16 protein-coding genes are annotated in these 25,520 nt (G+C 51.8%); all 16 read right to left on the bottom strand.

What is annotated here, in order from left to right:
* Window positions 1–191 precede the first annotated feature (191 nt).
* The 16 genes from JOD20_RS09735 to JOD20_RS09810 all read right to left on the bottom strand — a co-directional run bounded on the left by JOD20_RS09735 (window position 192) and on the right by JOD20_RS09810 (window position 25,437).
* A complete protein-coding gene (locus JOD20_RS09735) occupies window positions 192–929 on the bottom strand; it encodes a pentapeptide repeat-containing protein (RefSeq protein WP_204755083.1) in 738 nt (245 codons plus the stop codon).
* 35 nt (window positions 930–964) lie between these two features.
* Window positions 965–1,744 carry a glycosyltransferase gene (locus JOD20_RS09740; protein ID WP_204755084.1) on the bottom strand — a complete coding sequence of 260 codons (780 nt, stop codon included), beginning with the start codon at window positions 1,742–1,744 and terminating at the stop codon, window positions 965–967.
* Window positions 1,741–2,238, bottom strand: coding sequence for a glycosyltransferase (locus JOD20_RS09745; protein WP_204755085.1), 498 nt, complete (start codon window positions 2,236–2,238; stop codon window positions 1,741–1,743). The genes JOD20_RS09740 and JOD20_RS09745 overlap by 4 nt, the downstream gene beginning before the upstream one ends.
* Window positions 2,235–3,068, bottom strand: a complete 834-nt coding sequence (locus JOD20_RS09750) for an alpha/beta hydrolase (protein ID WP_204755086.1) — start codon at window positions 3,066–3,068, stop codon at window positions 2,235–2,237. The genes JOD20_RS09745 and JOD20_RS09750 overlap by 4 nt, the downstream gene beginning before the upstream one ends.
* Before the next feature lie 14 nt (window positions 3,069–3,082).
* Window positions 3,083–3,592 carry a hypothetical protein gene (locus JOD20_RS09755; RefSeq protein WP_204755087.1) on the bottom strand — a complete coding sequence of 170 codons (510 nt, stop codon included), beginning with the start codon at window positions 3,590–3,592 and terminating at the stop codon, window positions 3,083–3,085.
* On the bottom strand, window positions 3,589–4,848 hold the full coding sequence (locus JOD20_RS09760) for an ArsB/NhaD family transporter (protein WP_204755088.1): 1,260 nt from the start codon (window positions 4,846–4,848) through the stop codon (window positions 3,589–3,591). Before JOD20_RS09760 ends, JOD20_RS09755 begins: the two co-directional genes overlap by 4 nt.
* A 402-nt stretch (window positions 4,849–5,250) precedes the next feature.
* The gene (locus JOD20_RS09765) at window positions 5,251–6,084 is read right to left on the bottom strand and encodes an alpha/beta fold hydrolase (RefSeq protein ID WP_204755089.1); all 834 of its coding nucleotides are present in this window, start codon (window positions 6,082–6,084) and stop codon (window positions 5,251–5,253) included.
* Entirely contained in the window at window positions 6,081–6,461 is a 381-nt protein-coding gene (locus JOD20_RS09770; RefSeq protein ID WP_204755090.1) for a response regulator transcription factor, read from the bottom strand. Before JOD20_RS09770 ends, JOD20_RS09765 begins: the two co-directional genes overlap by 4 nt.
* A 24-nt stretch (window positions 6,462–6,485) precedes the next feature.
* Window positions 6,486–16,934 (bottom strand): GAF domain-containing protein, encoded by a 10,449-nt coding sequence (locus JOD20_RS09775; RefSeq protein WP_204755091.1) that lies wholly within the window; start codon window positions 16,932–16,934, stop codon window positions 6,486–6,488.
* Between the two features lie 40 nt (window positions 16,935–16,974).
* The gene (locus JOD20_RS09780; protein WP_204755092.1) at window positions 16,975–17,910 is read right to left on the bottom strand and encodes a response regulator; all 936 of its coding nucleotides are present in this window, start codon (window positions 17,908–17,910) and stop codon (window positions 16,975–16,977) included.
* Window positions 17,911–17,948: 38 nt separating this feature from the next.
* A complete protein-coding gene (locus JOD20_RS09785; protein ID WP_054535432.1) occupies window positions 17,949–19,247 on the bottom strand; it encodes a DapH/DapD/GlmU-related protein in 1,299 nt (432 codons plus the stop codon).
* A gap of 163 nt (window positions 19,248–19,410) precedes the next feature.
* On the bottom strand, window positions 19,411–20,061 hold the full coding sequence (locus JOD20_RS09790; protein WP_012191641.1) for a hypothetical protein: 651 nt from the start codon (window positions 20,059–20,061) through the stop codon (window positions 19,411–19,413).
* Window positions 20,062–20,231: 170 nt separating this feature from the next.
* On the bottom strand, window positions 20,232–23,090 hold the full coding sequence (gene uvrA, locus JOD20_RS09795) for an excinuclease ABC subunit UvrA (protein ID WP_204755093.1): 2,859 nt from the start codon (window positions 23,088–23,090) through the stop codon (window positions 20,232–20,234).
* An 11-nt stretch (window positions 23,091–23,101) separates the two neighbouring features.
* Window positions 23,102–24,391, bottom strand: coding sequence for a cytochrome P450 (locus JOD20_RS09800; RefSeq protein ID WP_204755094.1), 1,290 nt, complete (start codon window positions 24,389–24,391; stop codon window positions 23,102–23,104).
* A gap of 3 nt (window positions 24,392–24,394) precedes the next feature.
* A complete protein-coding gene (locus JOD20_RS09805; protein WP_204755095.1) occupies window positions 24,395–24,868 on the bottom strand; it encodes a hypothetical protein in 474 nt (157 codons plus the stop codon).
* A 140-nt stretch (window positions 24,869–25,008) separates the two neighbouring features.
* Complete coding sequence (locus tag JOD20_RS09810) at window positions 25,009–25,437, bottom strand: PEP/pyruvate-binding domain-containing protein (RefSeq protein WP_204755096.1); 429 nt, start codon at window positions 25,435–25,437, stop codon at window positions 25,009–25,011.
* Window positions 25,438–25,520 lie beyond the last annotated feature (83 nt).

Consider the following 25,520-nt stretch of genomic DNA (forward strand, 5'->3'; position numbering starts at 1 on the left):
GTTTTATTGGTAGCTTAGTAAAATTTGGCTGATTGAAGCCCCTACGAGCCTACCAAACCGTTGCAAGAACAAGACCATGCAGCAAGCAAAAACCCCATGCTCATTTGATCATGGGGCTTGAATAGAGCTTAAACGAACGGCCTAGCTCGTTAATTTCTAAAGCACTATTAATAATTGCGCAAGTTTAACCATTATTGGGCAGAGACTTCGCCACTCTTTGCCAAAAATTCCAACATCCAATCAGCATCGTGGCGTTGGCTACCATCGGCTTCGGGGCTAGCATCAAACCAGCCAGTAAAACGTCCAGCTTCAAGCACCACATCGTTGGCCTGTAAACCAGCAACCGCCAAATTTTCAAAACTTTTGAGCTTGCGTAAACTTGCTGCGTTCAAGCTCGCGCCGCGCAAATCGCTGTTATAGAGCGTCGCAAAATCAAGGATGGCATGATCAAGCTGCACCCGTCGCAACGAACTGCGACCAATATTCAGCCGAATGCCATTGATATAACTAAAGATTGCTTGATCGAAAACACTGGTTTCAAAATCTGTTTTGTTGAGGTCGGCATAGGCTAGGTTGGCTTGGCTAAAATCGCTCATTTTAATAATCGCACTGCTCAGATCAGCCTGCTGCCAATTGCTTTGGCGTGCATCAACCTGCTTACAAAAGCTCGATCCAAAGCAGGCTTTGGCCAAATTGGCTGCTTGCAAATCGACCTGTTTCAGTGTTGCGCCAAAAAAATTACAACCGCGCAAATCACAGCCTGCCAAAACTACATTTTCCAACTGCATCCGCACGAACGAACGGCCACGCAAATCCATGCCGCGCAAATCGCAATTGCGTAAGCTTATGGCTTCGCCAAGCTGCTCCTGCAACCATTCGGCATGGGCTTCGAGCAGTTGATCAAGTTTTTGTTGCGAAAAGTAGCGCATCACCAATCCCTCATTAGCTAGCTAACGACCTATAATTACTTAGCTGAGATGTGTATGCGCTGTTCGATAAGCTCGACTGCGCGGCTAATGCCTTGCTCTGCTTGCAGGGTTTTGGCCATGGCTTGGGCCTTTTGCTGCATTCGAGGCGTATTTGCTGCTTGGGCAATCGCCCATGCTAAGTTCTCTGCCGTTAATTTGTTGCGCGGAATGGCTTTTGGGCCTAAACCCAAGCGCTCAATCCGCTGGCCCCAACGCAGTTGATCGCCCAAATGCGGCACGATTACTGTTGGTAAGCCAGCTGCAAGGCTCGCGCAGGTTGTGCCCGCCCCGCCATGATGCATCGCCACTTTAACATGACGGAACAGCATTTCGTGCGGCGCAGCGCCAATTCGAAAGACAGTTTTTGGGAGTTCGATTTGACCCAAGCCCGCCCAACCAGCTTGGATAATTGCCCGCTGCCCGCTATGCGCCACGGCCTTGAGCAACAATTGGCTAAAGGCATCGGGGTTGGCTCCAGTCATGCTGCCAAAGCCGATATAGATTGGGGTTGGCCCAGCAGCCAAAAATTGCTCAAGCTCAGTTGGCATTTGCCACGTTTCATCGGGCGGCAAGCGCCAAAAGCCCACCGTTTGAATATTGGCGGGCCAATCATGGGGATGCGGAATAATCGCTGGGCTAAAACCTTGAATAATTGTGGTTTTACGCAAGCGTTGCAAATATTCGGCCCTGGTTTGGGCTGGCAATTTGAGGCGCTGTTGACGAAATTGATTCAAAAATTTGCCGCCAATTTGCCAAGGAAATGGTTCAATTATCAAGCGCCCAAACCAATAATTAAGCCAGCTATCATGGTTTTGAGCAGCGGCGCGACGCTCGATGGCCCAGAACGGGTGGCTAACATGGCTGGTTGCAACGGCGCACTGATATGCACCAAGCCCAAAACCTCGGCCAAGGTCACCGCAAAGGTATCTGAGGTAAAACTGCTGATTAACACATCGCAATCTTGGGCAGCCTGCCATGCATCCTCAATCATCGTCAGCGCATGTTGCGCCAACAAGCGGCGCATCGCTTGCATTTGCTTCATGGGATTCGCGCCATGTTTGACCCAATCGTTGCCTTGGTCGCTCAGCATAAGTTGCTGAATATCGACCCGTGCAATTGCCACCTGCAAGCCAAACGATTCGACCCACGCCTGAAAATTGCTGCTGACCAAAAGCGTCACCGGATGGCCGCGCTGTTGCAAGGCCAAGCCCAAAGCAAGCATCGGCTGCACATCGCCGCGCGTGCCCAACGCGATGATTAATATTCTCACACGCTGGCTCCTAAGACAAAGGCCAAAGGCAATTCGGCTCGTTCGCGCCACGCTTGCTCGGAGTGACCAGCCCCAATAAATTTTTTGGTCAGCCAATCGTCGCCTTGGCGATAGCCCGCCGCGTGCATAAAGCCATCCATCTCGCGTTGAAATGGCTCGTATTCTGCATCAAGATCTTCGGTGCCAAAATCAAAATAGATTCGGTGCTCGCCTGGCTCAGGTAAGCGCTTGCCAAACCATTCAACCAATGCACTACCGCCAATTGGCCAGTGGGTTGAAAGGCAGCCTGCATTGCCAAAAACCTCAGGGTATTGCACCAAGGCATAGAGCGAGATCAAGCCGCCCATACTTGCGCCCATCATACTGGTAGCTTCAGGCTCAGGGTCGGTGCGATAGGTTGCATCAATTTGCGGCTTGAGTTCGTTCACAATCCAAGCCAAATAGTGCTCGGAAAGTGGCTCGCCGCCAACCGCAGCCACAAATTGGGCTTGCATCGCTTTGCTGCTGCTGTAAAACGGCTTGGCTGGCAAGTAGTCGCGAATCCGCTGCTCGCTATTCCAAATGCCAACCACAATCGCGCCATTAATCGTTTGGCTGGCAATCAAGTTTTCAATCGCCTCATCAACGCCCATATCAATCCCGATGTAGGCCAGCGCCGGGTCAAACAAGTTCTGGCCATCGTGCATATAAATCACAGGAAACGTTTCTTCGGAGCTATGGTAATTGGCTGGCAACCAAACATCAACGTGGCGTGGCAAGAGGCCAGCAATCGCTACATCAGCGTAGCGTTCTAAAAATCCCGTTGCATCAGATAATTCAATCGTTTGCATAGATACCTCATCAACTAATCGAAACTCTTGAGCATTGTTTTGATCAACTTAATTGCTGGCTTTGATGGCAGCCTCGAACCAAGCCAAACCACTTGCTGCATGCTGCTATAGCTCCGTGGATTGAGCAAAACCATCGAGCGATAATAGCCATTACTCGGTGTCGAAAATGGCAATTGGACTAACTTCATACATTCAGCGCTAAATGGACGGGCACTGACTGCAATCGTCATTGCATTGGGAATATGCAGCCGCAGTATGCGCTGACGCGGAAAATTGGCCTCGACGACCGTTAATTGAGCAAGATTCGCCTGCTCTAAAACAGAGGCTTGCTGGTCCAAAGGAATCGCCAACCGATCAAAATCCCAAAATGCCAAATCGCTGGTCACTTTGCCAATCAATGGCAGGGCTTCAACCCAACGCACATGCACATCGGCTGCTTGGGAGTTGTGCTGAATTGGACAGCTGTATTGATAGCCATGCTGCGTCAACCAGCTGCGTAATTGGTCAAAGAAGTAATAATTCATGCCATGAGCCACATCCAAAGCGTGCCAATTAATAATGATGGTAGCACAAAGATCAAGCCCAATTTTAAGTATTCTTTAGCACTAATTTCAATCCCTTTGCGCCGCAGAATGACGAGCCATAGCATGGTTGCCAAAGAGCCAACAATCGTTAAATTCGGGCCAAGATCGGCTCCGAAAATTGTGCCGTAGATCAAGGCTGGCGCAGGTTGGGTTGGCAAATGCTCAAGCGTCGAGGTCATCACCAAGGTCATCGGCACGTTGTTGATCATATTCGAGCCAAGCGCACTGCCGAAAATCACCCGTGCAATGTTGCCCAAGCTGGCTCTGCTGCCCTGTAACAAACTCGCGCCGAAGCGCTCAGTCCAACCCAAGTGCTCGATTGCCCGCACCACCAAAAACATGCCGCTAATAAAGCCAAACAAGGCTGGCGAGAGTTCATGCAAGGCTTGCTTGGGCTTGAAACTACCAGCCCACCAGCTCAGTGCTGCCAAAAGCGCCGCGCCCGCCAAGGCCACAAATGCCAATGGCACTTGCCAAAGCGAACCGCCAACATAGGCAAGCGCAATCAATGCCAAGCCAACGAGGGTTGCGCGATACAGTTTGGGGTTGGCAATTGTAAAATCATCAAGCAGCGCCAAATCATAGCTCCCCTGCAAATCACGCCGAAACAACCAAGCAAATAGCCCAATGTTCCAAGCAATGCACACCAGCGATGGCACTAACAAGTAAGTCCAATATTCCATCAACTCGCAATTAAAACGCGTCAGCACCAGAATATTGATTGGATTGGAAACTGGCAATAAGGCCGAGGCTGTATCGGCGATAAAGGTACAGGCAAACATAAATGGCAAGGCTCGCAAGCGCAAACGGCTGGTCAACGTCCAAACCACCGGCGTGAGAATCAAGGCAGTCGCATCGTTGGAAAGCACCGCCGTGATTAATGTGCCAACGAGAAAGACCGCTACATATAAACGCTGGGCTGAACCATTGGCCCAGCGCGCAGCATACAACGCCAACGCTTGAAACACCCCTGCTTGCTCGGCAAAAAAGGCAATTAGCATCAAGCCCACAAAAAAACCATAGACATTCCACTCACGGGCCAAGGTTGGCACAAGCTCGTTGAGCGGCAAAATGCCAACCAAGAGCATGGCTAGTGCGCCAAGTAAAGCCACCCAAGCTTCCGAAATCCGACGCGGACGAACCATCACGCCCAAGAGCGTGGCTCCAAAAATTGTTCCACCAAGCAGCAGTTGCATGATCTTCCTACATTAAACGAGGCTTTAAGCATCAAGCGCACTCTTTAAACGCAGAGGCGCAGAGCCATTCTGGCTATTGACTTACGCATGACAAAAGCAACCCCTATGCCGATAATTTTATGTTCTATGGGTATTGGTTCATTGCTTTAATCATTCCATGATCCCCTCACCCCCTAGCCCCCTCTCCCGTCGAACGGGCGAGGGGGAACCAGCCAGTCCGTGCTCCCCTCGCCCGCGTTCAGTAGGAGAGGGGCTGGGGGTGAGGGCATACCACTCGTTGCCAATCCAATCAACCAGTACATCTATGTTCTATGCTCTATGTTCTTTTCCCAGCTTTTAAACAGAGAAAAACCGCCAACCACAGCGTGGTGACGGTTGCTACGAATGATCGTTTTTAAGCGCCTACAAATACTCGAATTGGCTCATGCGTCGCCGCCACTCTTCCTTGATTTGGACAGTGTTTGCGCCGCGACTGGTGAAGAAATCGAGAATTAAGCGATTGAACTGCGAATTGGTTTCCAAAAACGGAAAGTGGGTGCTGTTTTCCAAGGTCAAGACTTGGTGCTCAATCGCCGCAGTTTCAAACAGTTGGGCATGATCGCGAGCCACAATTTGGTCGTTGCCGCTATAAATGCCCAAGGTTGGCGTTTTGAGCGTTTCAAGGCTTGAACGCAAATCAGCAGCCAGCACCGAATCAAAAACCCGCTGAATCACCTCGCCAGCGGTGGCGTTGGTATCTTCGAGCACTTCGCGATAGGTATCGTCATCGATTTTGATATTTTTGAGCAGCTTGTTCCAGGTTTCAGTTGGGTTGGCCTTGCCCATCAAGCGCGAAAGCGTGCTTGGCTTGACCAAGCCACTCAACGGCTCGCCATACACCGGCATATTGGAGGTGATGACTTTGATAAAACTGTTCGGAGCTTGTGCCGCCGCCCGAATTGCGACCATGCCGCCAAGGCCATGGCCAACGAGGTTGGTGCGAACCATCCCCAATTCGCGCATAAAGGCCAATAATTGCTCAACATAGGCATCGATGTTGTAGGTGCCAATCGCGCGATCCGAATCGCCAAAACCCCAAAAATCGAGCGCGTAGGTTCGAAAGCGATCCGAGACCATCTCCATGGATGGCATCCAATAGCGCCACGAGCCAAGCCAGCTATGCAAGAAGATAATTGGCTGACCACGGCCAAAAACTTCATAATGCACAACCCGATTTTCGATAAAAATTGCACTCATGCCTGCGTACTCAACAATTCGCGTACCCGACCAATGAGGGTTGCTGGAGCATAGGGCTTAAGCATATACTCGGTCGCGCCTGATTCCCAGCCTTCATCAATTTCGGTTTTTTGCCCTTTGGCCGACAGCAAAATAATCGGCGTGGAAGCAAATTGCGGGTGCTTGCGCAACTCGCGACATGCTTCATAGCCAGTCATCTTTGGCATTTTAATATCAAGAACCAGCAACTCTGGCTCAACCTGAAGGGCTAGCTCAACCGCTTCAGCTCCATTATGTGCTTCGATCACCTCAAACCCGCCAAGGCTCCGCAGGCTGAAGCTGGTCATAAACAGCACATCTGGCTCATCGTCTGCAACGAGAATTTTGATCATGCCCATCGAAGCTCCTGTGTTCTGCCGATGCTAGACCTCATCACGTTCGCCTAAGTCGGGGCGGGGCTGCATTTCTGGCAGCGAGAAGCTAAATGTACTGCCTTCGCCATAAACGCTTTGCACCCACATATCGCCATTATGCAATTCGATAAACGACTTAGCGATTGAAAGCCCTAAGCCTGTGCCGCCAACCTCATCACGTAGGGGACTATCGGCTCGATAGAATCGTTTGAACAGGCTCTTTTGTTGCTCTGGTGTCAAACCGACCCCGGTATCTTTGACATCAAGCTGGATCATGTTGTCCTCGTTGATGAAGGTGCGGATGATCACACCGCCATCAGCGTAGGTATACTTGATCGCATTCGAAACCATGTTCGTTAAGACCTGTCCAATCCGCTTACTATCATACTCGATTAATGGCAATGTGTCGTCAAGTTCAAGCTGTAAGGTCATGTTCTTCTTCTTGATCTCAAGGTCCCAAGTTGCCACTATATCGCGCACTAATTGGTTGATATTGCTTGGTGCAGTGTTCAAGACAATCTTGCCTGCTTCCAAGCGCCCAATTTCGAGCAAGTCTTCAACCAAGCCGACCATGCGCATGGCGTTGGTCTTAACAGTTGTAAGCATTTCGCGCTGCGGGTCGGACATTTGACCAACTGCACCGAGCAAGAGCAAATCGACAAAGCCGCGAATTGGGGTAAGCGGCGTGCGCAGCTCGTGCGAAACGGTCGCGATAAAGTCGCGCTTGGCGCGGTCGGCTTCAACTTCACGGGTAATATCGCGCAAAACCACCACAACCCCGAAGCGCGAGCTTTCTTCGCCAACCACCGGTGCAAAGTTGGCCGCAATCGATTGGCCAGGCAATTCGATCATACTGCGATGCACGCCCTCTGAGCGTTGCACAATTTGAATCCCTTCGTGCAAACCAGTGTAGAGCAGCAAGGCCCGACCTTCTTCGTGCAATTCTTCTTCGTTGCGCGGCGCGGCAATTACTTGCAAGCTGTTATGCATCACTTCCGAGCGCGGAATCCGCAGCACATCTTCGGCAGCTGGATTATACAGAATGATCTTCTCGGTTTGGTGGTCGAGCACCATAACCCCTTCCGAAACACTCTGGAGAATAGCAGCGGTCTTGCTGGCTTCTTCGCGTTGTTGCCACATCGCATCGGAAAGCCGGTCAGCAGAATCATAAACCAAGGTGTAAAGGTCGGCGTTGTGCAAGGCCGAAGAAACTTCGCCACCAATCGTCGAGAGGAAGCGCAAGTGGTCTTGGGTAAAGAAACCGATTTCGTTGCTATAGAGCATCAGCACCCCTTGAGGTGCGTCGCTCGAAAGCAATGGCACGGCAATTACCGAGCGCACATCGTCGCCGCGCCCGCTTTGGGCGTTCGTCCAGCGCTCATCCAGCCACACATCGGAGATAACCACGCCTTCGTTATGCTCGATGATCCAGTTGGCTAAGCCTGGGTGCTGGAAGCGTACCCGAGTTTCAATCGATTTCAAGCCCAATTCTTCGTTGAGCACCGCATGACAGACCAAATCTTTGGATTCGCGGTCGAGCAAGAAGACTGCCCCACGACGGACCATCAAGGCCGAAGCCGCCAAATCGAGGGTTCGCAGCAGCAGTTCATCGCGGTCGAGAGTCGTCCCAAGCTCGGTCGCAATGTTGTAGAGCGCTTCGACCCGTTCTTTTTCGCCCTTGAGTTCTAAGGTTCGTTGATCAACGATTTCTTCAAGCTCAAGGTTGAAGCGGCGAATTTGATCGAACAATTGAGCATTGTTGATCGCTTGGCCAATTTGGGTTGCCAAAATCATCAAGCTCGAAATGGTGCGTTCGTTGAAGGTAAATGGTTCGTCCATCCCCACAAAGACCACGCCACGCAAGCCTTCGCGCAACATTGGCAAGAAGATCGAGCCGCGCATGCCGATGCTATTGACGAATGGCGCTAAAGTGGCATCGGTGCTGGCATCAAACAATGCCAACGGATGGCCAGAACGCAATGGCCGCAGAATTTCCATGCTGCCAACATCAAGCTCGTTGGCATTTGGTAACTCCAACTCCATATGGTCGCGGTTGAGCGCCAACGAGTTGGTGATGGTGTAGCCATCGCCCGAGACCACGATAATCCCGCCAAAATCTGCCCGCGACATTTCAATTGCGCTCGACGAGCTGATTGCCATCAATTCGTCGATTTCCAAGGTACTGGCCAAGGAAACGCTGGTTTCTGAAAGCGTCGAAAGTTCGCGCACGCTTTGGCGTGATTCCGAGAAGAGGCGGGCATTTTCCAAGGCTTGGGCTGCTTGCGAGGCAATCGTCAGCAACAATTGCACCAATTCGTCGCTATAAGCATTGTCTTGCTCATAGCTCTGAACCGTCATAACGCCTACGACTTTATCCGCTGCAATCAACGGAATGCCCAACCACGAGCGCGCCATCTCGCCAACTTGGTCGACCTTCATTTCGGCCATGCGTTCGGCGATGTGTGGGCCTTGCAGCAACAGCGGTTGACGCTTGCGAATTACGTATTCGGTGAGGCCATTCACGCCGCGCTGTGGCAAGACGTTGCCCGTCGTGCCATGCTCGTAATAGAGCGGGAAGGTCACTTCTTTGTTGCGCTCATCGTACAGCGCCAAGTAGAAGTTTTCAGTATTGACCAACTTGCCAGTTTGTTCGTAAATCACGCGCAGCAAGTCGTCAAAGCGCACCGTCGAACTTAATGCTTGACCGATGTTATTCAACGTATTCAAGCGTTGAATCGATTGTTCGCGCTCGGAGAACAAGCGCGCATTGGCAATCGCCGCGCCAGCTTGAGCCGCAACCGTGGTCACAAAGCTCATATCATATTCAGAGAAGGCATATTCCTCGTAGCTCTGAATATTGATAATCCCAATCACATCGACCCCAACCACAATTGGCACAACCAAATACGATTGTTCAAGCTCGCCGCGGTCGCCAATGCGCATGGCGCTTGCTTCGGTCGTTAATTGGGTTTGGGCATCGCGATATTCGTTAGCTTCTTCCGATGTGTTCAGCAACAGCGGCTGGCGATGTTCAATCACCCAGGCTGGCACCCCAACCGACAAACGGCGCGTGCCGATCGTAACTGGCTCGCCACGATCGTGGGCCTCGCGGAACTCCATCGAGTGGGTTTGCGGATCGTACAAACCAATGAAGGCCGTGCTCACATCGACAATTTCACCCAAGCCAGCATACAAGCGCTCTAAGATTTCATCCAAACTAATCGTCGATGTAATCCCTTGGCTGATGCGGTTGAGCGTATCCAACTCGCGAATCCGGCGTTCGCGTTCGGTAAACAGCATCGCTTTTTGGACTGCTGCCGACGATTGGTTGGCCAATGATTCAAGGAATTGAAGCTGGCCACGGCTAAATGTGTTGGCCTGCGGGCTTTGAATCACAATCACACCCAACGGCTGATTGATATTCATGCCATAGGTTTGGCTACCCATCGTAATCGACGCGGCGATTACCGATTCTGGCTCGATGGCATCGGGAATGCCTTCCAGCCGAGGTGAGTAGCGTTCGTTCTGCAAATCATGCTTGCTGTTGAACATCAATGGGCGTTGCTCAAACAACATCGTTTTAAGGAAGTTGTTGCTCAGCACATGTGAAATCAACGAATACTGCTGGCCATTGCTAAACCCAACCGTGGTCGAAATCATATTGGTTGGAGCATCGTAGAACACGATATAGGCGTTGTCGGTATTGTAGATTTCGGTCAAGCCCTTCAGAATCGAGCTAGCCAATTCTTCTGGCGAGAGCGTTGCCGTCATCGATTGACTGATCGACGACAAAATTGCCGCTTCGGTTACTTGGCGTTCGCGCTCTGCAAATAAGCGCGCATTTTCCAAGGCGATTGCGGTTTGGCTGGCAACTGCCTGCAAGAATTGAATGGTTTCGGTGCTAAATGCGCGTGGCAGTGGGCTTTGAATGGTGATAACACCCAAAACCATATCGCCAAGCATAATCGGAATCCCGACCCACGAAGCCATCGGCGTATCGTGGCCTAGCAAGAAGCGCGAGGCGTTGGCGGTTTCTTCAATCGAGTTCAACACAATCGTGCGTCGCCCGCGAATAACCCGACTCAGCACGCCTTCGGCCAGCGCTTGGGGTTCGAGCCGTTCCTCGCGACCGCCGTTCATCACCACAGGGAAAGTCAAAATGTTATGATCGCTGTCGTAGAGCACGATGAATGAGTGGCGCGTATCAACCACGCTGCTCAAACGTAGGTGCAATTGGCGCAGCAAGGTTTGCGGATCAAGCGTCGAGGTGATCGCTTGGGTCACATCATTTAATGCTTGCAGCACCGTAATTTGGCGTTCGCGCTCGACAAACAGACGCGTGTTTTCAATCGCAATTGCCGCTTGGTCGGCCAAAGCGCTCAAGAGCGCGGTATCATCCTCGTTGAAGGCAGCGCCTTCGCCAGACATCACACTGAGCACACCCAACAATTCATTGCGATAGACAATCGGCACACCCATAAAGACCGAGAGGCCATGGTCGCGATTGAATTCGACATGTTGCGAGATGATTGGCGATTGACCATCGGTTGCACTGGTCGTCAATGGCTTGCGCAATTCGGCGACCGTCCCAACCAAGCCCTCGCCACGTTTGACCCGCAGGCTTTGGACAAAATCGGTTGGCAAGCCTAACGATGCTACTGGCTGAAGCTCTTCGTCGCCAGTAAACAAAATCACGGTTTCGATTTTGAGTTGGCGGGCCACCAAGCGCACCAAGGTATCCAACACTTGAGTTGGCTCGTGAATCGAGCTGAGTGCTTGGCCTGCTTCGAGCAACACCGACAATTCGCCAACTTTGCGGCTCAGCACTTGGGCTTGGCGCTCAGTTTCAGCAAACAGACGGGCGTTTTCCAAGCCTTGCGAAATTTGATTGGCGATCGTTTGGCAGGTTTCAGCATCGCGTTGGCTGAAGTTGCGACCTTCGACCATATGATCAAGCCCAATCGAGCCAACCACTTCGCCCTTGACGATCAACGGCACCAACATCAATGATTGAATGCCGAGTTGCTTCGTCGTTTCGCGAAACGATTCGGTCATTTCATGCTCAAGCGGATTGTTGATCACCAATGGGCGGCGATGGCGCTGCATCCAAGGAATCGTGCCGTTATTGGCAACCGGAACCTCGATGCTGAGATCGCCTTTGGGGAACTCAGCCCGCGTGTAGCCAACTTGCGCTTCGTAATCGAAAATCACCAAGCGCGCTTGCGAAGCATCGGTCACTTGGGCCATTTCTTCGACCGCCAAATCGTAGAGCACTTGGGTATCGAGGGTCGAGGCCGTCAAATCAGAAACGTGATTGATCAGCGCCAAACGCTCAGCTTCGGTTGCTAGTTGATCCAAACCATCTTGGGTTTGGCTATACAACAGCACGTTTTGCATCCCCAAGGTCACCTGATAGGCCACGTTGATCAGCAATTGCAAATCGCGTTCGTCGAACATTGCTTGCTTGTAGTGTTGCAGCAGCAAAATCCCGAGCGGTTCGTCGTTGTTGGTGAGCAATGGCACGCCCATCAACGATTGCGAAAGCACCGTGTCGGCAGAGGCAACCCGTGGATGAATATCCGGGTAGGCCTTCATTTCCTCGTCAACCGACTTGAACAGCAACGGCTGGCGATGCTCCAGAATCCACGCGGTCAGCGAGTGCGGCGTAATTGGCGTGGCTTTGGGATAATTGATAATCATGCCACGATCAATCACGAAGCTATGAATCCGTACCGTCAGCTCGCTATCGAAGACGCTGAGATTGAAAATATCAATCGGCAAGAACTCACGCAACACGTTATACACGCCCTGCATCAATTCATCGGCGTTCAAGGTCGAGCTGGTTACTTGACCAACCCGCCGAATCACATCAAGCTCTTTGATTTGGCGATCGCGTTCGTTGAACAGCTGAACTTTTTGGATGCCCAAGCTGATGTGCGAAACCACGTTGGTCAAGAAGGCCACCGTGCGTTGATCAAAGGCGTTTGGCTGATAATCCTGCAACGAGAGCATCCCAATCGGTGCGCCGTCGCGAGCAATAATCGGCACGCCAACCCACGAACGCGGCGATTTGTTCTTGCCCTGAATTGGGTTGGCCATGGGCTGAACGCCCTTTTGCTCCAACTCAGCTTTATTGGTCACATCGGCCAAAATCAATGGCGCACGATGTTGCACGACCCAGGCGCTCGGGCTGCCAACTCGTGGCTTGCCGCGCGGCGTGCGTTCAGCGGGCACACCTTCTTGCACCGCATAGCCATCGATCACTTGGTCGTGCTCAGCATCGTAGATCATCGTATAGAAGACTGGGGCTGAGGTAACTTCTTGCAAGTATTCAGCAGTCAAACCCAGCATTTCATTCAGATCAAGCGAGGCGCTCATCAACTGACCAATTTGGCTAATCGCATCCAACTCGCGAATTTGGCGTTCGCGGTCGCCGAACAGGCGCGCATTTTGCACCGCCAAGGCCACTTGGCTAGCGATCGTTTGTAGCAACTCAGCGTCGCGTTCGCTATAGACATTTGGCTCGTAATGCTGAACTGAGAGCATCCCCACAGCAGTATCATCACGAATTTTTAGCGGCACGCCAATCCACGAACGCACCCATTTATCGGGATTGCCAAAGCGTTTGATTGTATATTTGCCCTCAATTTCTTGGGGCATATCGCGGAAGACCAACGGCTCCAGTGAATTAACGACGTGGGCCGAAGGCGAATTAGGCAAGAGCTTTTCACGTTGTTCTTCAATAAAGAACTTACCTTCTTCAACATTCACCCGCAGCACAATCTCGCCCAGCATTGGGTCGTAGACGAAGCTATAGAAAACATTTAAATCTAAGATTGTGCGCAACGACTCGTACACACCTTGGAGAATTTTCACAAAGTCAAGCGTTGAGTTGGTTAAGCTACCGATTTTATTGATCAGCGCCAACTCACCCAAGCGCGATTGACTATCGCCATATAAGCGCGAATTTTCAATTGCCACTGCCAATTGATTAGCAATTGTATCCAGCAAGGCTGCATCACGTTCGCCATAGCGCCCAGCTTCATTATGTTGCAGCGAAAGCACCCCGCGCACCGTGCCATCGCCCAAGAGCAGCGGCACGCCAATCCACGAGCGTGGCACATCGGTGCTATTACCCGCTTCTGAACGCGGTGGGCTATTGCCATCGTTGGCGAGCAACTCGGCGGTCATGTCGTTGAAGAACAATGTTTCGCGTTGTTTGATGATTCTAGCCATCAACGAGTTTTCGTTAATTGGCCCATTGACGACATCGGGCATAAAGTGTTCGTCATCAATCGCCAACGATTCGACCACACTATTGCGTTCGGTATCGAATACTGCCAAATAGTAGGCCCGAATTGGTAGATTTTCGCGCAACACGTTATAGACTTCACGCGCCAGATCATTGAATTTGAGACTGGTGGTGGCAGCGCGGCTAATGCGGTTGATAATCGCCAGCTCTGCAATTTGGCGCGAACGTTGATCAAACAAGCGCGCATTTTCAATTGCAATTGCCGCTTGGTTGGCAAAAATTTCCAGCGTTTCGACGGTGCGGCGGGTTGGCGCTTCATGGGTAAACGGATCATCGACCGTCATAATCCCAATTAATTCGCGCTCGGTTGAATACAATGGCACCAGCAGTTGATCGCCATCGTGCCAAGCACTAGAATCGTTGCCCCGAGTTATATAGTAGGCGCGCCCAATCCGATATTGCGAGTCGAGCAACGGGTGAAGGGTTTCAATTGCAATCTCTTCATTGCGCAATTGCTCCAAATCGGAGAGCGCCATCCCCGCACCAGCAACCGTGCGCATAATCGTTGGATGGGCTTGATCAATTAGATTGAACAAGACCATGCGATAGCCAGCGGCTTCGGTAACGCTAAATGCAATTTGATCAAGCAGATTGCCAAGCTCCATATCGGCGCGCAGCGCGTTGCCAATCTCCAACACTTCATTCAAAAGGCTAGCGCGTTGTTGCAACAATTCACGTTGCTTAACTTGCTCTTCGTAGTGTTGGGCATTGCCAATTGCCAAGGCAGCTTGGTCGGAAACAGCACGCACAAAATCGAGGGCCGCGTGATCGAAGGCATAGCCTTTGGTATCGCCAGCAATAATTGCCCCAGCTACCCGATTTTCATACAAAATTGGAGCCATGAGCAACGAACGAACTTCGCCCCACTCGACAGTATCGTCGAGCGCGGTCACATCGTCATAAATCAAGGCCTCGGCGCGTTGCATTGGCTCGCTCAGCAAGCCATTATTGAGCAATGGCAAGGCCAAAAAGCCAGCTTCTTCAGCAGAGCCATAGCCATTTTGGGCAATCACGTGCAGCGATTCATCGTCGTTGTAGAGCACGACAATCCCATAGCCACAACCAGTTGCTTGGCTAATTTCGGTCAACATTGCTGGCAACAATTGCTCAAGCTGCAAGGTCGAGGTTAGCTCGCGGCTAATCCGTTGCAGCGCCAAGAGTTCGCGCACCCGTTCGCGCAGCACTTCATCGGTAGCCTCGTAGCGTTGAACATTGCGCAAGGCTTGGGCTGCTTGAGAAGCAATAATATTCAGCAAGCGCTCATCTTCAGCATCAAAACGCCCAATTGTGCCAGAACCAAGCTCCAGCGTCCCAATCAACTGATCGCCGATCAGCATTGGCACACCCAAGAATGAGCGGAAGGCCAGGCCACTTGAGGTTTCGTGTGGTCGAATGGGCTTAACAATCTTCTGGCGCTGCAAATCGTCGATCCGCAAAGTTGAGCGATGACGGGCCAACCAGCCAGTTAAGCCCTGATCGATGCCATACGAGCCGCCCTCGCTGGCGTAATGTTGGCGGGTGCGTGGCGTGGCATATTGGCTATTCAGCACTTGGGTTTGCGGATCGTAGACGCAAATTTCAAGATCGATATTATCAAAGAGCTGGGCAACGCTTTCGCCGATGCTTTCAAGCGCAACTTGCAGGCTTACGCCGGAGGTCAATTTAGCGCTCAGCGATTGCAGCACCGAAAGTTCGGAGTTACGGCGACGCTCATCATTTAACAAGCGGGTATTGCCAATTGCCGTAGCTGCTTGGGCGGCCAAGGTTTGGGCCAAAGTAATTTCGCCGGGGTTGAAGCTGCGCACACGGCTGGTAGTGGTACACAAGAGAATGCCAATTACCCGCTCCTTGAGCAGCATTGGCAGCCCCAAGGCACTGCGAATTCCACGCGCTTTGAGCCATGAGCGTTGGGCATTAATCCGTGGATCAGTGTCGATGTCAACAACTGAGACTGGTTGCTGGGTATCAAAAGCAATTTTTAAAATCGATTCGGGCCGCAACTCATAGGTTGCCCCAATCGACAAATCGAGCGAGTTTGCTGCATCGTCATCGGTAGCTTGGGCCACCAACTCACAGATTTTGCGCCGATCGTCCCAGAGCAATAACAAACATTGCTCGACCCCAAGGGCCAGCAATACATTTTCAGTCAAGCGATTGAGAATATGGGTCAGATCAAGCGAGGAGCCAACTGTCAAGCTATTTTCATACAGCAAGTACAATTCGCGTTGGCGTTGACGTTGGGCATCGAAGAGCTTGGCGGTGCGCATTGCCAGCGATGCTTGAGCTGCAAACGATTCAAGCAAGGCCAAATCGGCGTTTTGAAAACCGCGCTCAGGCTCGATATGCACCAGCACCAACACCCCAATAATCGTCTCGTCGGCGCGTAATGGCGCGGCCATCACCGCAGTGAAGTTAATGCCTTCGGGCAGATTATCGTATTGTTCTTTGGCTTGGCCATAATTATTGACCAGCATCGGCTTGCCACTTTGGGCCACCGTGCCAGCCACGCCCTTGCCAACCTGAATCCGTGCGCCATTCCAATTGGCGGGAAACTGCACAACTTGGCGCAGCTCCAAGTATTGCTGGTTGGAATCGGTCATGTAGACCCCGCCACCAGCAGCGCCAAGCAATTCGGTAGCTTGAGTAACCAAGGTTTGCAAAAATTCGTCTGCATTCAGCTGTTGCGCCAAGCCCTGCAACGATTCAGTCATTGCGGCAACGGTGCGCTCGCGGCGGGCAAACTCCTCTTGCAAGGCCACGCCCTGCCACAACGTTGTTAATTGAGCCAGCAACACCGTTAATGGCTCTGGATCTAAGGTAACTGGCGCAACCAAAACGCCTGGCACTTCGGCGGTGCCAATCGCAAACAGCTGCCAACCTTCTGGCAGCCGAACCTCACTTCCACCATTTAAAACCCGAGCAGGCAACAACCGATTGGTTGCGCGTTTATTCATGCCCCATGCGGCCAACAACGAACGTTGCTGACCTAGGCGGAGGATCGCCCCTTGAGCAAACAAGCCGCTTTGTTTGAGCAAATCGGCACAGCGCTGCGCGAACGTTGGCAAATCAGGCAATTGCTCACGGGCGAGGTGAGCAATGCCTGTTAACACGTGCCAAATTGCGGTGGAAGGAGGAGAGATTTTCATGGGCGTTTGTGTTCTTTAGGCACAGGCAGTAACTCCTGGCTTAGCGGCCAAATTTCACAGCGCTACGAACTGAACCTTCTTGCAGGTTGGGCAATGGGCGCACACTTTCAGCCGTTTCGCTGAGTTCACGGATATCGTAGAATGGCCCATCGGCGCTATCGAGCACCCCAATTGAAACCGTCATGAGTGGCTCTTGGCGTTCAGTACCATCGGCGTTTTTGGCCAAAATATAGCCACGTTTGCGGTCGGGATAGCTGTAGTGCAAGCCAATTTCTTGGTCAAAGCGTTCGGCAATCCGCTCCATAATCGCTTTAGCCCGCTCAGGCATCGAGGTAATCAAGAAATCCGGCCCAGTCACTAACTGGCCGATGAATTCCTCTTGGCCACCCAACTCGCTAACAACTTCGTTGATCAACAATGCGCCAAATTTGAGCACATCTTCACCAACGACCGAGCCATAGACTTGGGTAAAGGTATCGAAGCCATTGATATGGACGGTTGCGAGCGTCCAGACTTCGGCGGAGAGCAAGCGCCGAAGCTCTTCGTTAATCAATTCGGCGGTTGGCAAGCCAGTGACTGGGTGAGTGCGGCTTTTTTCGCGGGCCAAGGCCAAGTTATTGCGCACCCGCATATGCACTTCTTCAATATCGAACGGCTTAACAATATAATCATTGGCTTGGACGACCCCAAGCCCTTCAGCTTTATCGCCGCGTTCGCCACGGGCAGTTAAGAAAATGATTGGAATATGCTTTGTACGGGCATTGGCGCGCAGTGCTTTTCCAATATCATACCCGGTCATATCGGGCAAATTCACATCAAGCAAGGCCAAATGCGGCGGCGTGCGTTTCACAAGATCGAGCGCTACCTGCCCGCGCATCGCGGTCATCACTTCATAACCTTGCGAGGTGAAGTAAATTTTGAGCAAGCCAGAGATATCGGCTTGGTCTTCGACGACTAAGATGCGTTCTTTGCTCACAGTATCCTCCATCATCGCACGCCGCGTGCGATGCAGCGTTAATCACGGAATTGTTCTGCTGGGTACTCATCGGCGACGCGATCGCCCACAGGAATGCGTTGAACGCGGGGATCGCGGTCGGGATAGAAAACTGGTGGGCGGGTGTAAATACCACTCGAAACATTTTTAGGAATGACAGAATGATCATCGCCATAAATCAAGACTGTGCCTGATTCAATGTTGCGGGCTGGATAAATGACAAAGCCTGAGCCAATTTTACAATTATGGCCAATGGCCGAGCCGATGACTGGCAGGCCAACTTCTTCCAAGCGCCCGCGATGGAGCGTCTTGATTGGCTTGCCCAGCAAATCGAAATCGGTACAGGTATTGCCAGCCCCGATAAAGGTATTACGGCCAACGACGCATAACTGCAAACAGGTATTTTGCGCCACCATCGAATTTTCCATCAAGACAGTCATGAACAAGGCGGCCCGGAATGGCAAATAACAACGGTCACTGACCACGCTCAGCATCACTTGCGAGCCTTGCATGATGGTGACGTTATTACCGATCAAGCTATTCGTAATCACCACTCCAGCGCCAATATTCACGTTGTTACCGATTTCAGTTGGGCCTTGAATAATCGCCGATGGGTCGATTGAGCAGTTCTTGCCAATCTTGACCACTGGTGATGATGACAAAAAGTGCTTGCGTTCGATAAACGAGCGAAAGCCAATCTTCAACTTCAAACGCCAACTGTTGGCAACCTCTTGCTCCAGCTTCCGACCCCATGCAAACACCCCGAGGGGAGAGTTTGTCATGAAAATATGAACCCAGCTTTCGATTGAACAAAACGCACGAATTGGCACCTGGAATACCAAATCCCCTTGGTTGGGCGCCATATAGCTTGGAATATGGTAGTAGCCCATCTCCATGGCATTGGTATCGATTACCAGCGGTTGTGGATTCGGGACAACGCCGCGAGGGAAATAGTAGAGGTCGGCAATATAATGGTTACCATGCTTGCGAATACCCTCTTGTAATCGCAAAGCATGGGCCGTAATCATCGCATCATCAGCAGCAAAAGCCACTTGGCAAGGTTGCCCAGTGGCGCGTGCCTCAGCGATAAACGTCTCAATGAAATCGCGGTTGAAATAGAGATTATCTTTATGCACCAAGAGTTCATCACTACTTGGTGAAATTTCAGACCAATCGTCTACTTCCGCAACACTTTGGCAGTGGCGTGCAAGCAGATCACGGTGTAGCAGCCACAGCGGCTTATTGAGAATCCGCAAATCACGCGCTGGTTCTCCAAAGGGAGCGATAAGCGTAGGATCGCGGAGAACAATCCGTTTCATAACGAGTCCCTGCAGCTCAAGACGTTTCGACCACCGAAACCAACTGGGATCTGCTGGTACTATACTCGGATTTTCACGAATATGGGCAGCAAACAGATTACAGTTGGATGTCTGTGAGCGTCCTGCTCGTCGCCAGCGCACAGATTGGCAGACTTACATCGTCCTAATCTATTGGCTCCTTGTCAATGGCAAACGCACAGTATGGGTCGCCATTGCGTGGACTTGCAACTTGTTCGACCTTGAAGTTATGACCGCCGGTCACCCACGTCAAGGCTTCTTCGATAATCCCTTGCGCCAAATAGAAGATCGGGGTGCTATTGCCGCGTCCCCAGAACACTGGTGATTTATCAATGTAATAGAGGAAACGACCCTTTTGGTCTTCTACCCGACTCGGCTGATCGCTGAAGCGGTCGAATGTTTGAGCTACCGCATTCAAAACGATCTTCATTTTCATGGTCATGGGCATCAGTTTGAGCGCAAGGTCGGCCATCCCCAATAGTGGGCCAAATTCTTTCAACCCAAGACTAAACGCATACCGTCCGGCCCGCAGTTCCATCCCACGCGCACCCCGTGGACCGAACATTGTTTCGGTGGCTTCGCTGATCGTTGCGAGATCAAAGAACGAAAATTCGCGTTTTAAGTCGTTGGGCGGATAGTTATTGACGAGGTGTTTCATCCCTGCCATATTTAGCAGCGCATTGACCCCCGTGCGGCCCATAACATCTTCCAAACTGAGAAGATACAATCGTGCGATTTTATTGGGGTAGAACAGGCGCTCAAGCTCGTCAGACGTATTGGTGCGCTCTTCTGCCATGAGTAACTCCTTGCACTATGCTGTGAGCTTCGCAGTGGGGCAACACGGCGTGGTTCGGAACGTGGCCCGGCCAGCACGCACATTGTACATTAAGGCTATACCTTCGTCAACACAATGTGCCTTTATAATGCCCCAAATTCACAGTTGCTGTTCACGCTTTGGGCATACCGTCAAGCTAACACGGTTTGAAGGAAACGGCCAGTCCATGAAGCTTGATTCATAGCGACTACTTCCGGCGGCCCAGCCACAACTAGCTGGCCACCAGTGTCTCCACCTTCAGGCCCTAAATCGATCACCCAATCGGCGGTCTTGATCACGTCAAGGTGATGTTCAATCACCACAACGCTGTTTCCTGTATCAACCAAGCGTTGCACGATCGCAATTAACCGTTCAACATCTGTCCAATAGAGCCCTGTTGTTGGTTCATCAAGAATATACAGGGTTCGGCCTGTCCCGCGACGTGCTAGCTCTGCCGCTAGTTTTACCCGCTGCGCTTCGCCCCCCGAAAGAGTCGCCGCTGGCTGGCCTAGGGTCAAATAGCTTAACCCAACCTCAACCAAACTCTCAAGTTTCCGCGCCAAGGCCGGAATGCGCTCGAAAACGCTTAAGGCTTGGCCAACTGTCATGGCGAGTACATCAGCAATGGTATACCCACGATAGCGAATATCAAGGGTTTCCCGATTATAACGCAACCCAGCGCATGCGTCGCAGGTCACCGCTAAATCTGGTAAAAATTGCATGGCAATCGTTACCACACCTTCGCCACGACATTGCTCGCAGCGCCCGCCCTTAACATTAAAGGAAAATCGGCTGGCTCCATAGCCCCGCACTTTGGCTTCAGCTGTCCCAGCAAACAATTGACGCAATGCGTCGAAAATACCGGTGTAGGTCGCAGGATTGGAACGCGCTGAACGCCCAAGCGGCGTTTGATCAACCGCAATCACTTTATCAAGTTGCTCATAGCCTTCAAGGCTGCGATGCCGACCCACTGCTAGCCGGCTACCATGCAATTCGTTGGCCAGCCGTGGGTAGAGAATCTCATGAATAAAGCTCGATTTTCCCGAGCCAGAAACGCCAGTAATCGCCACCAAACAGCCTAAAGGAATCGTTAGATCAAGATCTTTGAGATTATGCTGCTTGGCTCCACGTAGCAGTAGTGTAGCATGGGTTGGCTTTCGCCGTGTTTGAGGCACACCAAGCTGACGTTGGCCAACTAAATAGTGGCCAGTTTGCGAATTGGGCTGGGCCATCAGTTGTTCAACTGTGCCGCTCGCAATAATATACCCACCTTGCAAGCCTGCCGTCGGCCCAACTTCAACCACCCAATCCGCCGCCGCAATTATCGCTGGGTCATGCTCAACCACCAAAACCGAATTCCCAAGGTCGCGCAGTTGTAATAATGTTTGTAATAAGCGCGCTGTATCGCGTGGATGCAAACCAATCGACGGCTCATCCAACACATACAAAACCCCTGATAATCCGGCTCCAATATGGGTGGCTAACTGAATCCGTTGCGCTTCACCACCAGATAAGCTATCAGCAGTGCGCGCCAAACTCAAATATTCTAACCCAACATCACGCAAAAACTGTAAGCGCAACACCAGTTCACGCACAATCGGCGCTGCAATTTGCTGATCGCGCTCGCGCCGCAATTTGTTAGGCAACGCACTGAGCCACGCAAAACATGCCTCAATCGATAAGCTCGTGATTTGATCAATCGCCCGCCCTTGTAGTGTAACTGCCCGCGCCTCTGGTCGCAAGCGCGAACCTTCGCATGCAGAGCAAACAGTGCCTTGGCGATAGTGGCTCAGGCCTTCGCGCTCTTGTTCGCTTGCCTGTTGCCAATGTTGGCGCAACCAACCAAGCAATCCAGGCCAAGCCTCCAATTGGCGGCGCAAGGTTTTGCTTAAATGCAATTGCTCAGCGCTTGGCAGCGTGCCTTCGAGCCATAAATCTAACGCCCAGCCCGCCATTGTGTCAACAGGCTGCTCGAGATCGATGGCCAAAGCGTCTGCTACAGCCTGAATTGTTTCTTCCCAATATTGTTGGTTGGTTGTAGTGCTAGTGCGCAGTGGGTTCAAAAGCAATTCGCCAAGAGTTTGCGCTGCGTAGGATTGTAACAGGTTTCGATCAAAATCATCAACTGTGCCTAAACCATCGCAAACTGGGCACGCGCCATGCGGGCTGTTAAATGAAAAAATGCGTGGCTCCAACGCTCCGCTAGCCAATGGCCCATGCTCAGGGCAGGCTGCATGCTCGCTATAGCGCATCTGCTGACCATCGATCGGCTGAACCAGCAATACGCCAGCACCTGTTTTGAGCGCAGTTTCAACCGAATCGCTCACTCGCACCCGATCAGGATGGTCGTTCAAACTGATGGCTTCACTGTGGCGAATAATCAGACGATCAATCACCACCTCGATGCTATGCACCGCATGATGATCTAAATCGATCTGATCATCAAGGTCAATAATCGCCCCATCGACCCGCACCCGCACAAAGCCCGCCCGCCGCGTTTGCTCCAAAACCGTCGCATGCGAGCCAATTTCCTCGTTGACCAACGGCGCTAAAATCATCAAGCGCGTGCCATCGGGATAGCTCAAAATCTGATCGACGATTTGGCTGGCGGTTTGCTGCTCAATCGAGCGGCCACAAATTGGGCAATGCGGCTTGCCAATTCGCGCATACAGCAAGCGCAAATGATCGTAAATTTCGGTGATTGTGCCAACAGTTGAGCGCGGCGAACGATTGATTGTTTGCTGGGCAACCGCAATCGCTGGCGCTAAACCGCGAATGCTATCAACTTCGGGCCGAGGCAATTGGCCCAAAAATTGGCGCGCATAGCTCGAAAGCGATTCAACATAGCGACGCTGGCCTTCAGCATAAATCGTATCAAACGCTAAGGTCGATTTGCCCGCTCCCGATGGTCCGGTAAAAACCACCAATTTGCCTTTGGGAATGGCTAAATCGATATTTTTAAGATTATGCTGGCGTGCGCCAACAATCTGAATTTGGTCAATTTCAGCCATAACCGTTTCCTTTAAATCCGCTGGATTGTGATTAGACCGCCTGATCGCGGTTGGTTGGTTGGCAACCAAACTGGCCGCAAATCTTGATTGGGCACAAGTTGCCAATCGTAGTTGGCGATTAATTCGCGCACAACCAAGCGCATTTCGATTTGGGCCAACGCTAAACCGATGCAAATTCGTGGCCCACCGCCAAAACCAACCAAACTATAGGCTTGTTTGCCCTCGTTGCTTGGGGCTGCAAAACGATCGGGGTTGAACTGGGTTGGATTATGCCACAAACTTGGCATCTGGTGGGTATAAACCGATGAGTACATTGCCAGCCAGCCTTGCGGCACATGATAGCCAGCATACTCAAAGGCTTCAACCACGCCGCGAAAACCACCAGGCGCGGGCGGGTGTAAGCGCTCGGCCTCGCGCAACACATGATCAAGCAAACTATGTTGATTAGTACTAATTTCTTGGCGCAAACGTTGCAGAATTTCAGGCTGCTGAGCCAATTCAAGGCAAATCCAAGTCAGCAACGAAGCAACCGTATCGTGGCCAGCCCACAGCAAGAGCAATAATTCACTAATTAATTGATCGTCGGTCTGATTCGGGTCGGCGTGTAAAAGCAAACTCAAACTATCCAACGCATCAGGTTGCAAGCTCAAACGCCGCAACTCGATGAGATAGCTCAAGCTTTGGCGCAAACGTCGCCCAGCCTGTTGCGCCCGATAATAGGGCGTGGCCGGAATTGGGTAGGGTACTGGGGTAAACAAGCCAGCGGTAAAGGCCGCAAAATCGTGGTGCAAAGCCTCGGCAATTGGGGCTGGCGTGCGTCCGCAAACTACCAACAAGGCCACATCAAAGGCTAAGGCCTGCAAGCGCTCCAATAAACAAACCTGATCGGCAGCGAGCCATGTTTGAATTTGTGCTTGAATGAGCCGCTGAATCTGCGGTTGCAATTGTTGCAGCGCTGCATGGGCAAAGGCAGGCTTGAGAATATGGCGTTGCTGATCGTGCTGTTGACCATCAGTTAATGATAAGCCGCCACCGATGAGGCGCAGCATTGCGCGGCCCCAACCAGCGCGCCACGAAAAATGCTGGCTTGATTGGCTGAGCATAAAGCGATTGCCCGCTGGCTCCAATAAAACAACACAAGGCCGACCCAAAAGATGGGTCGACCAAATCGGGCCATAGCGTTGAGCGCGTTCTTGGGCAAATTGCAATGGGTCAGCGGCCCACTCACGAATCTCGCCAATGAGCGGCAGCCCAAACGAACCAGGCGGACAGCCAGCAGGCGGAGCGAAGCGTCGTTTCACGGTTTAGCGCATAAACTTCAACCCAAAACGCCCAACCAAACCCAAGCCAATCAAAGCCACACCCAGCCATAACCACGTATTTGAGGTTGATGGGCTGCTGGTGACCGGCAAAGCAACCGGAGCGGGTTTGACCACACCGGTATCAGGCAAGGTTACTGGTGGCATTGGGGTAGCGGTAGCCGGCACGAGCGTTGCGCTTGGCAAGGCGGTTGCAGTTGGCGCAATCGCGGTTGGTTCAAGCGTTGCAGTTGGCTCAAGCGTTGGCGCAATTGCGGTTGGTTCAGCAGTAACCACCGGAACTGCGGTTGCAGGTAAACGAGTTGCCGTGGGTAAGGGCGTTTCTGTCGGCAGCGGAGTAGGCGTTAAGGTTGGACGAGGTGGTTGAGCCAAGCTACTTGCAGCTGCTGGCTGGAGCAATACCAAACTGAGCACTCCGAGCATAACGACAGCAAGCAAGCCAGAGAAACGACGAAACATAAGCAACCTCTCGACAAAACTGATTTGATGATTCAATTGAACGTTTCGGCGGGCATAGCAGCATTATAGCAGCATGCATGCCGAAAACCTATCCATCTTGGGCTGTTTTGCAAAGAGCCTAGCCACGGCGAATTCTTGCACTAGGCTTGGCTACTACTTGGAATAATCACCACGGCCAGTTGCACATCATCGGGATTAATTGCTTGCTCGCTATAGAATTTGCGCGCTGCCTCGCTGGTAGCCGATTGCCAGCAACGCTCGGCTGCCAAGACAATTTTGTCGACTCCTTGAACTGCGGTAAAACTGGCAAAGGCCATTGGAGCCTCGCTTGGCGCGCCACCAACAATCGCTGGCGAAGCAAGCACATCAACCTGTTCTACGCCCAACGCTGCATAGGCTTGAGCAATTTCGGCCTCAACATCGGGGGTAATTTCGCCATGCGGCGCTGTATGATAAACCGTTGTATTCAAGACAAAGCCAGGAGTCGTCCCAGCTAAATTGAGCGCAGTCAAACCAACCAACGCTGGATCAACAGCACCAGCTTGATCAAGAGCAATCAGAAACTTCACAACACGCCTCCATCAGCGAATAAGACAACGATAGTTCATCAGTATTATAACAATCGTTGAGCGGAGGAGTTAGGGCAAAGAGC

The sequence above is a fragment of the Herpetosiphon giganteus genome (assembly GCF_016907925.1).
Lineage (GTDB): Bacteria > Chloroflexota > Chloroflexia > Chloroflexales > Herpetosiphonaceae > Herpetosiphon > Herpetosiphon giganteus.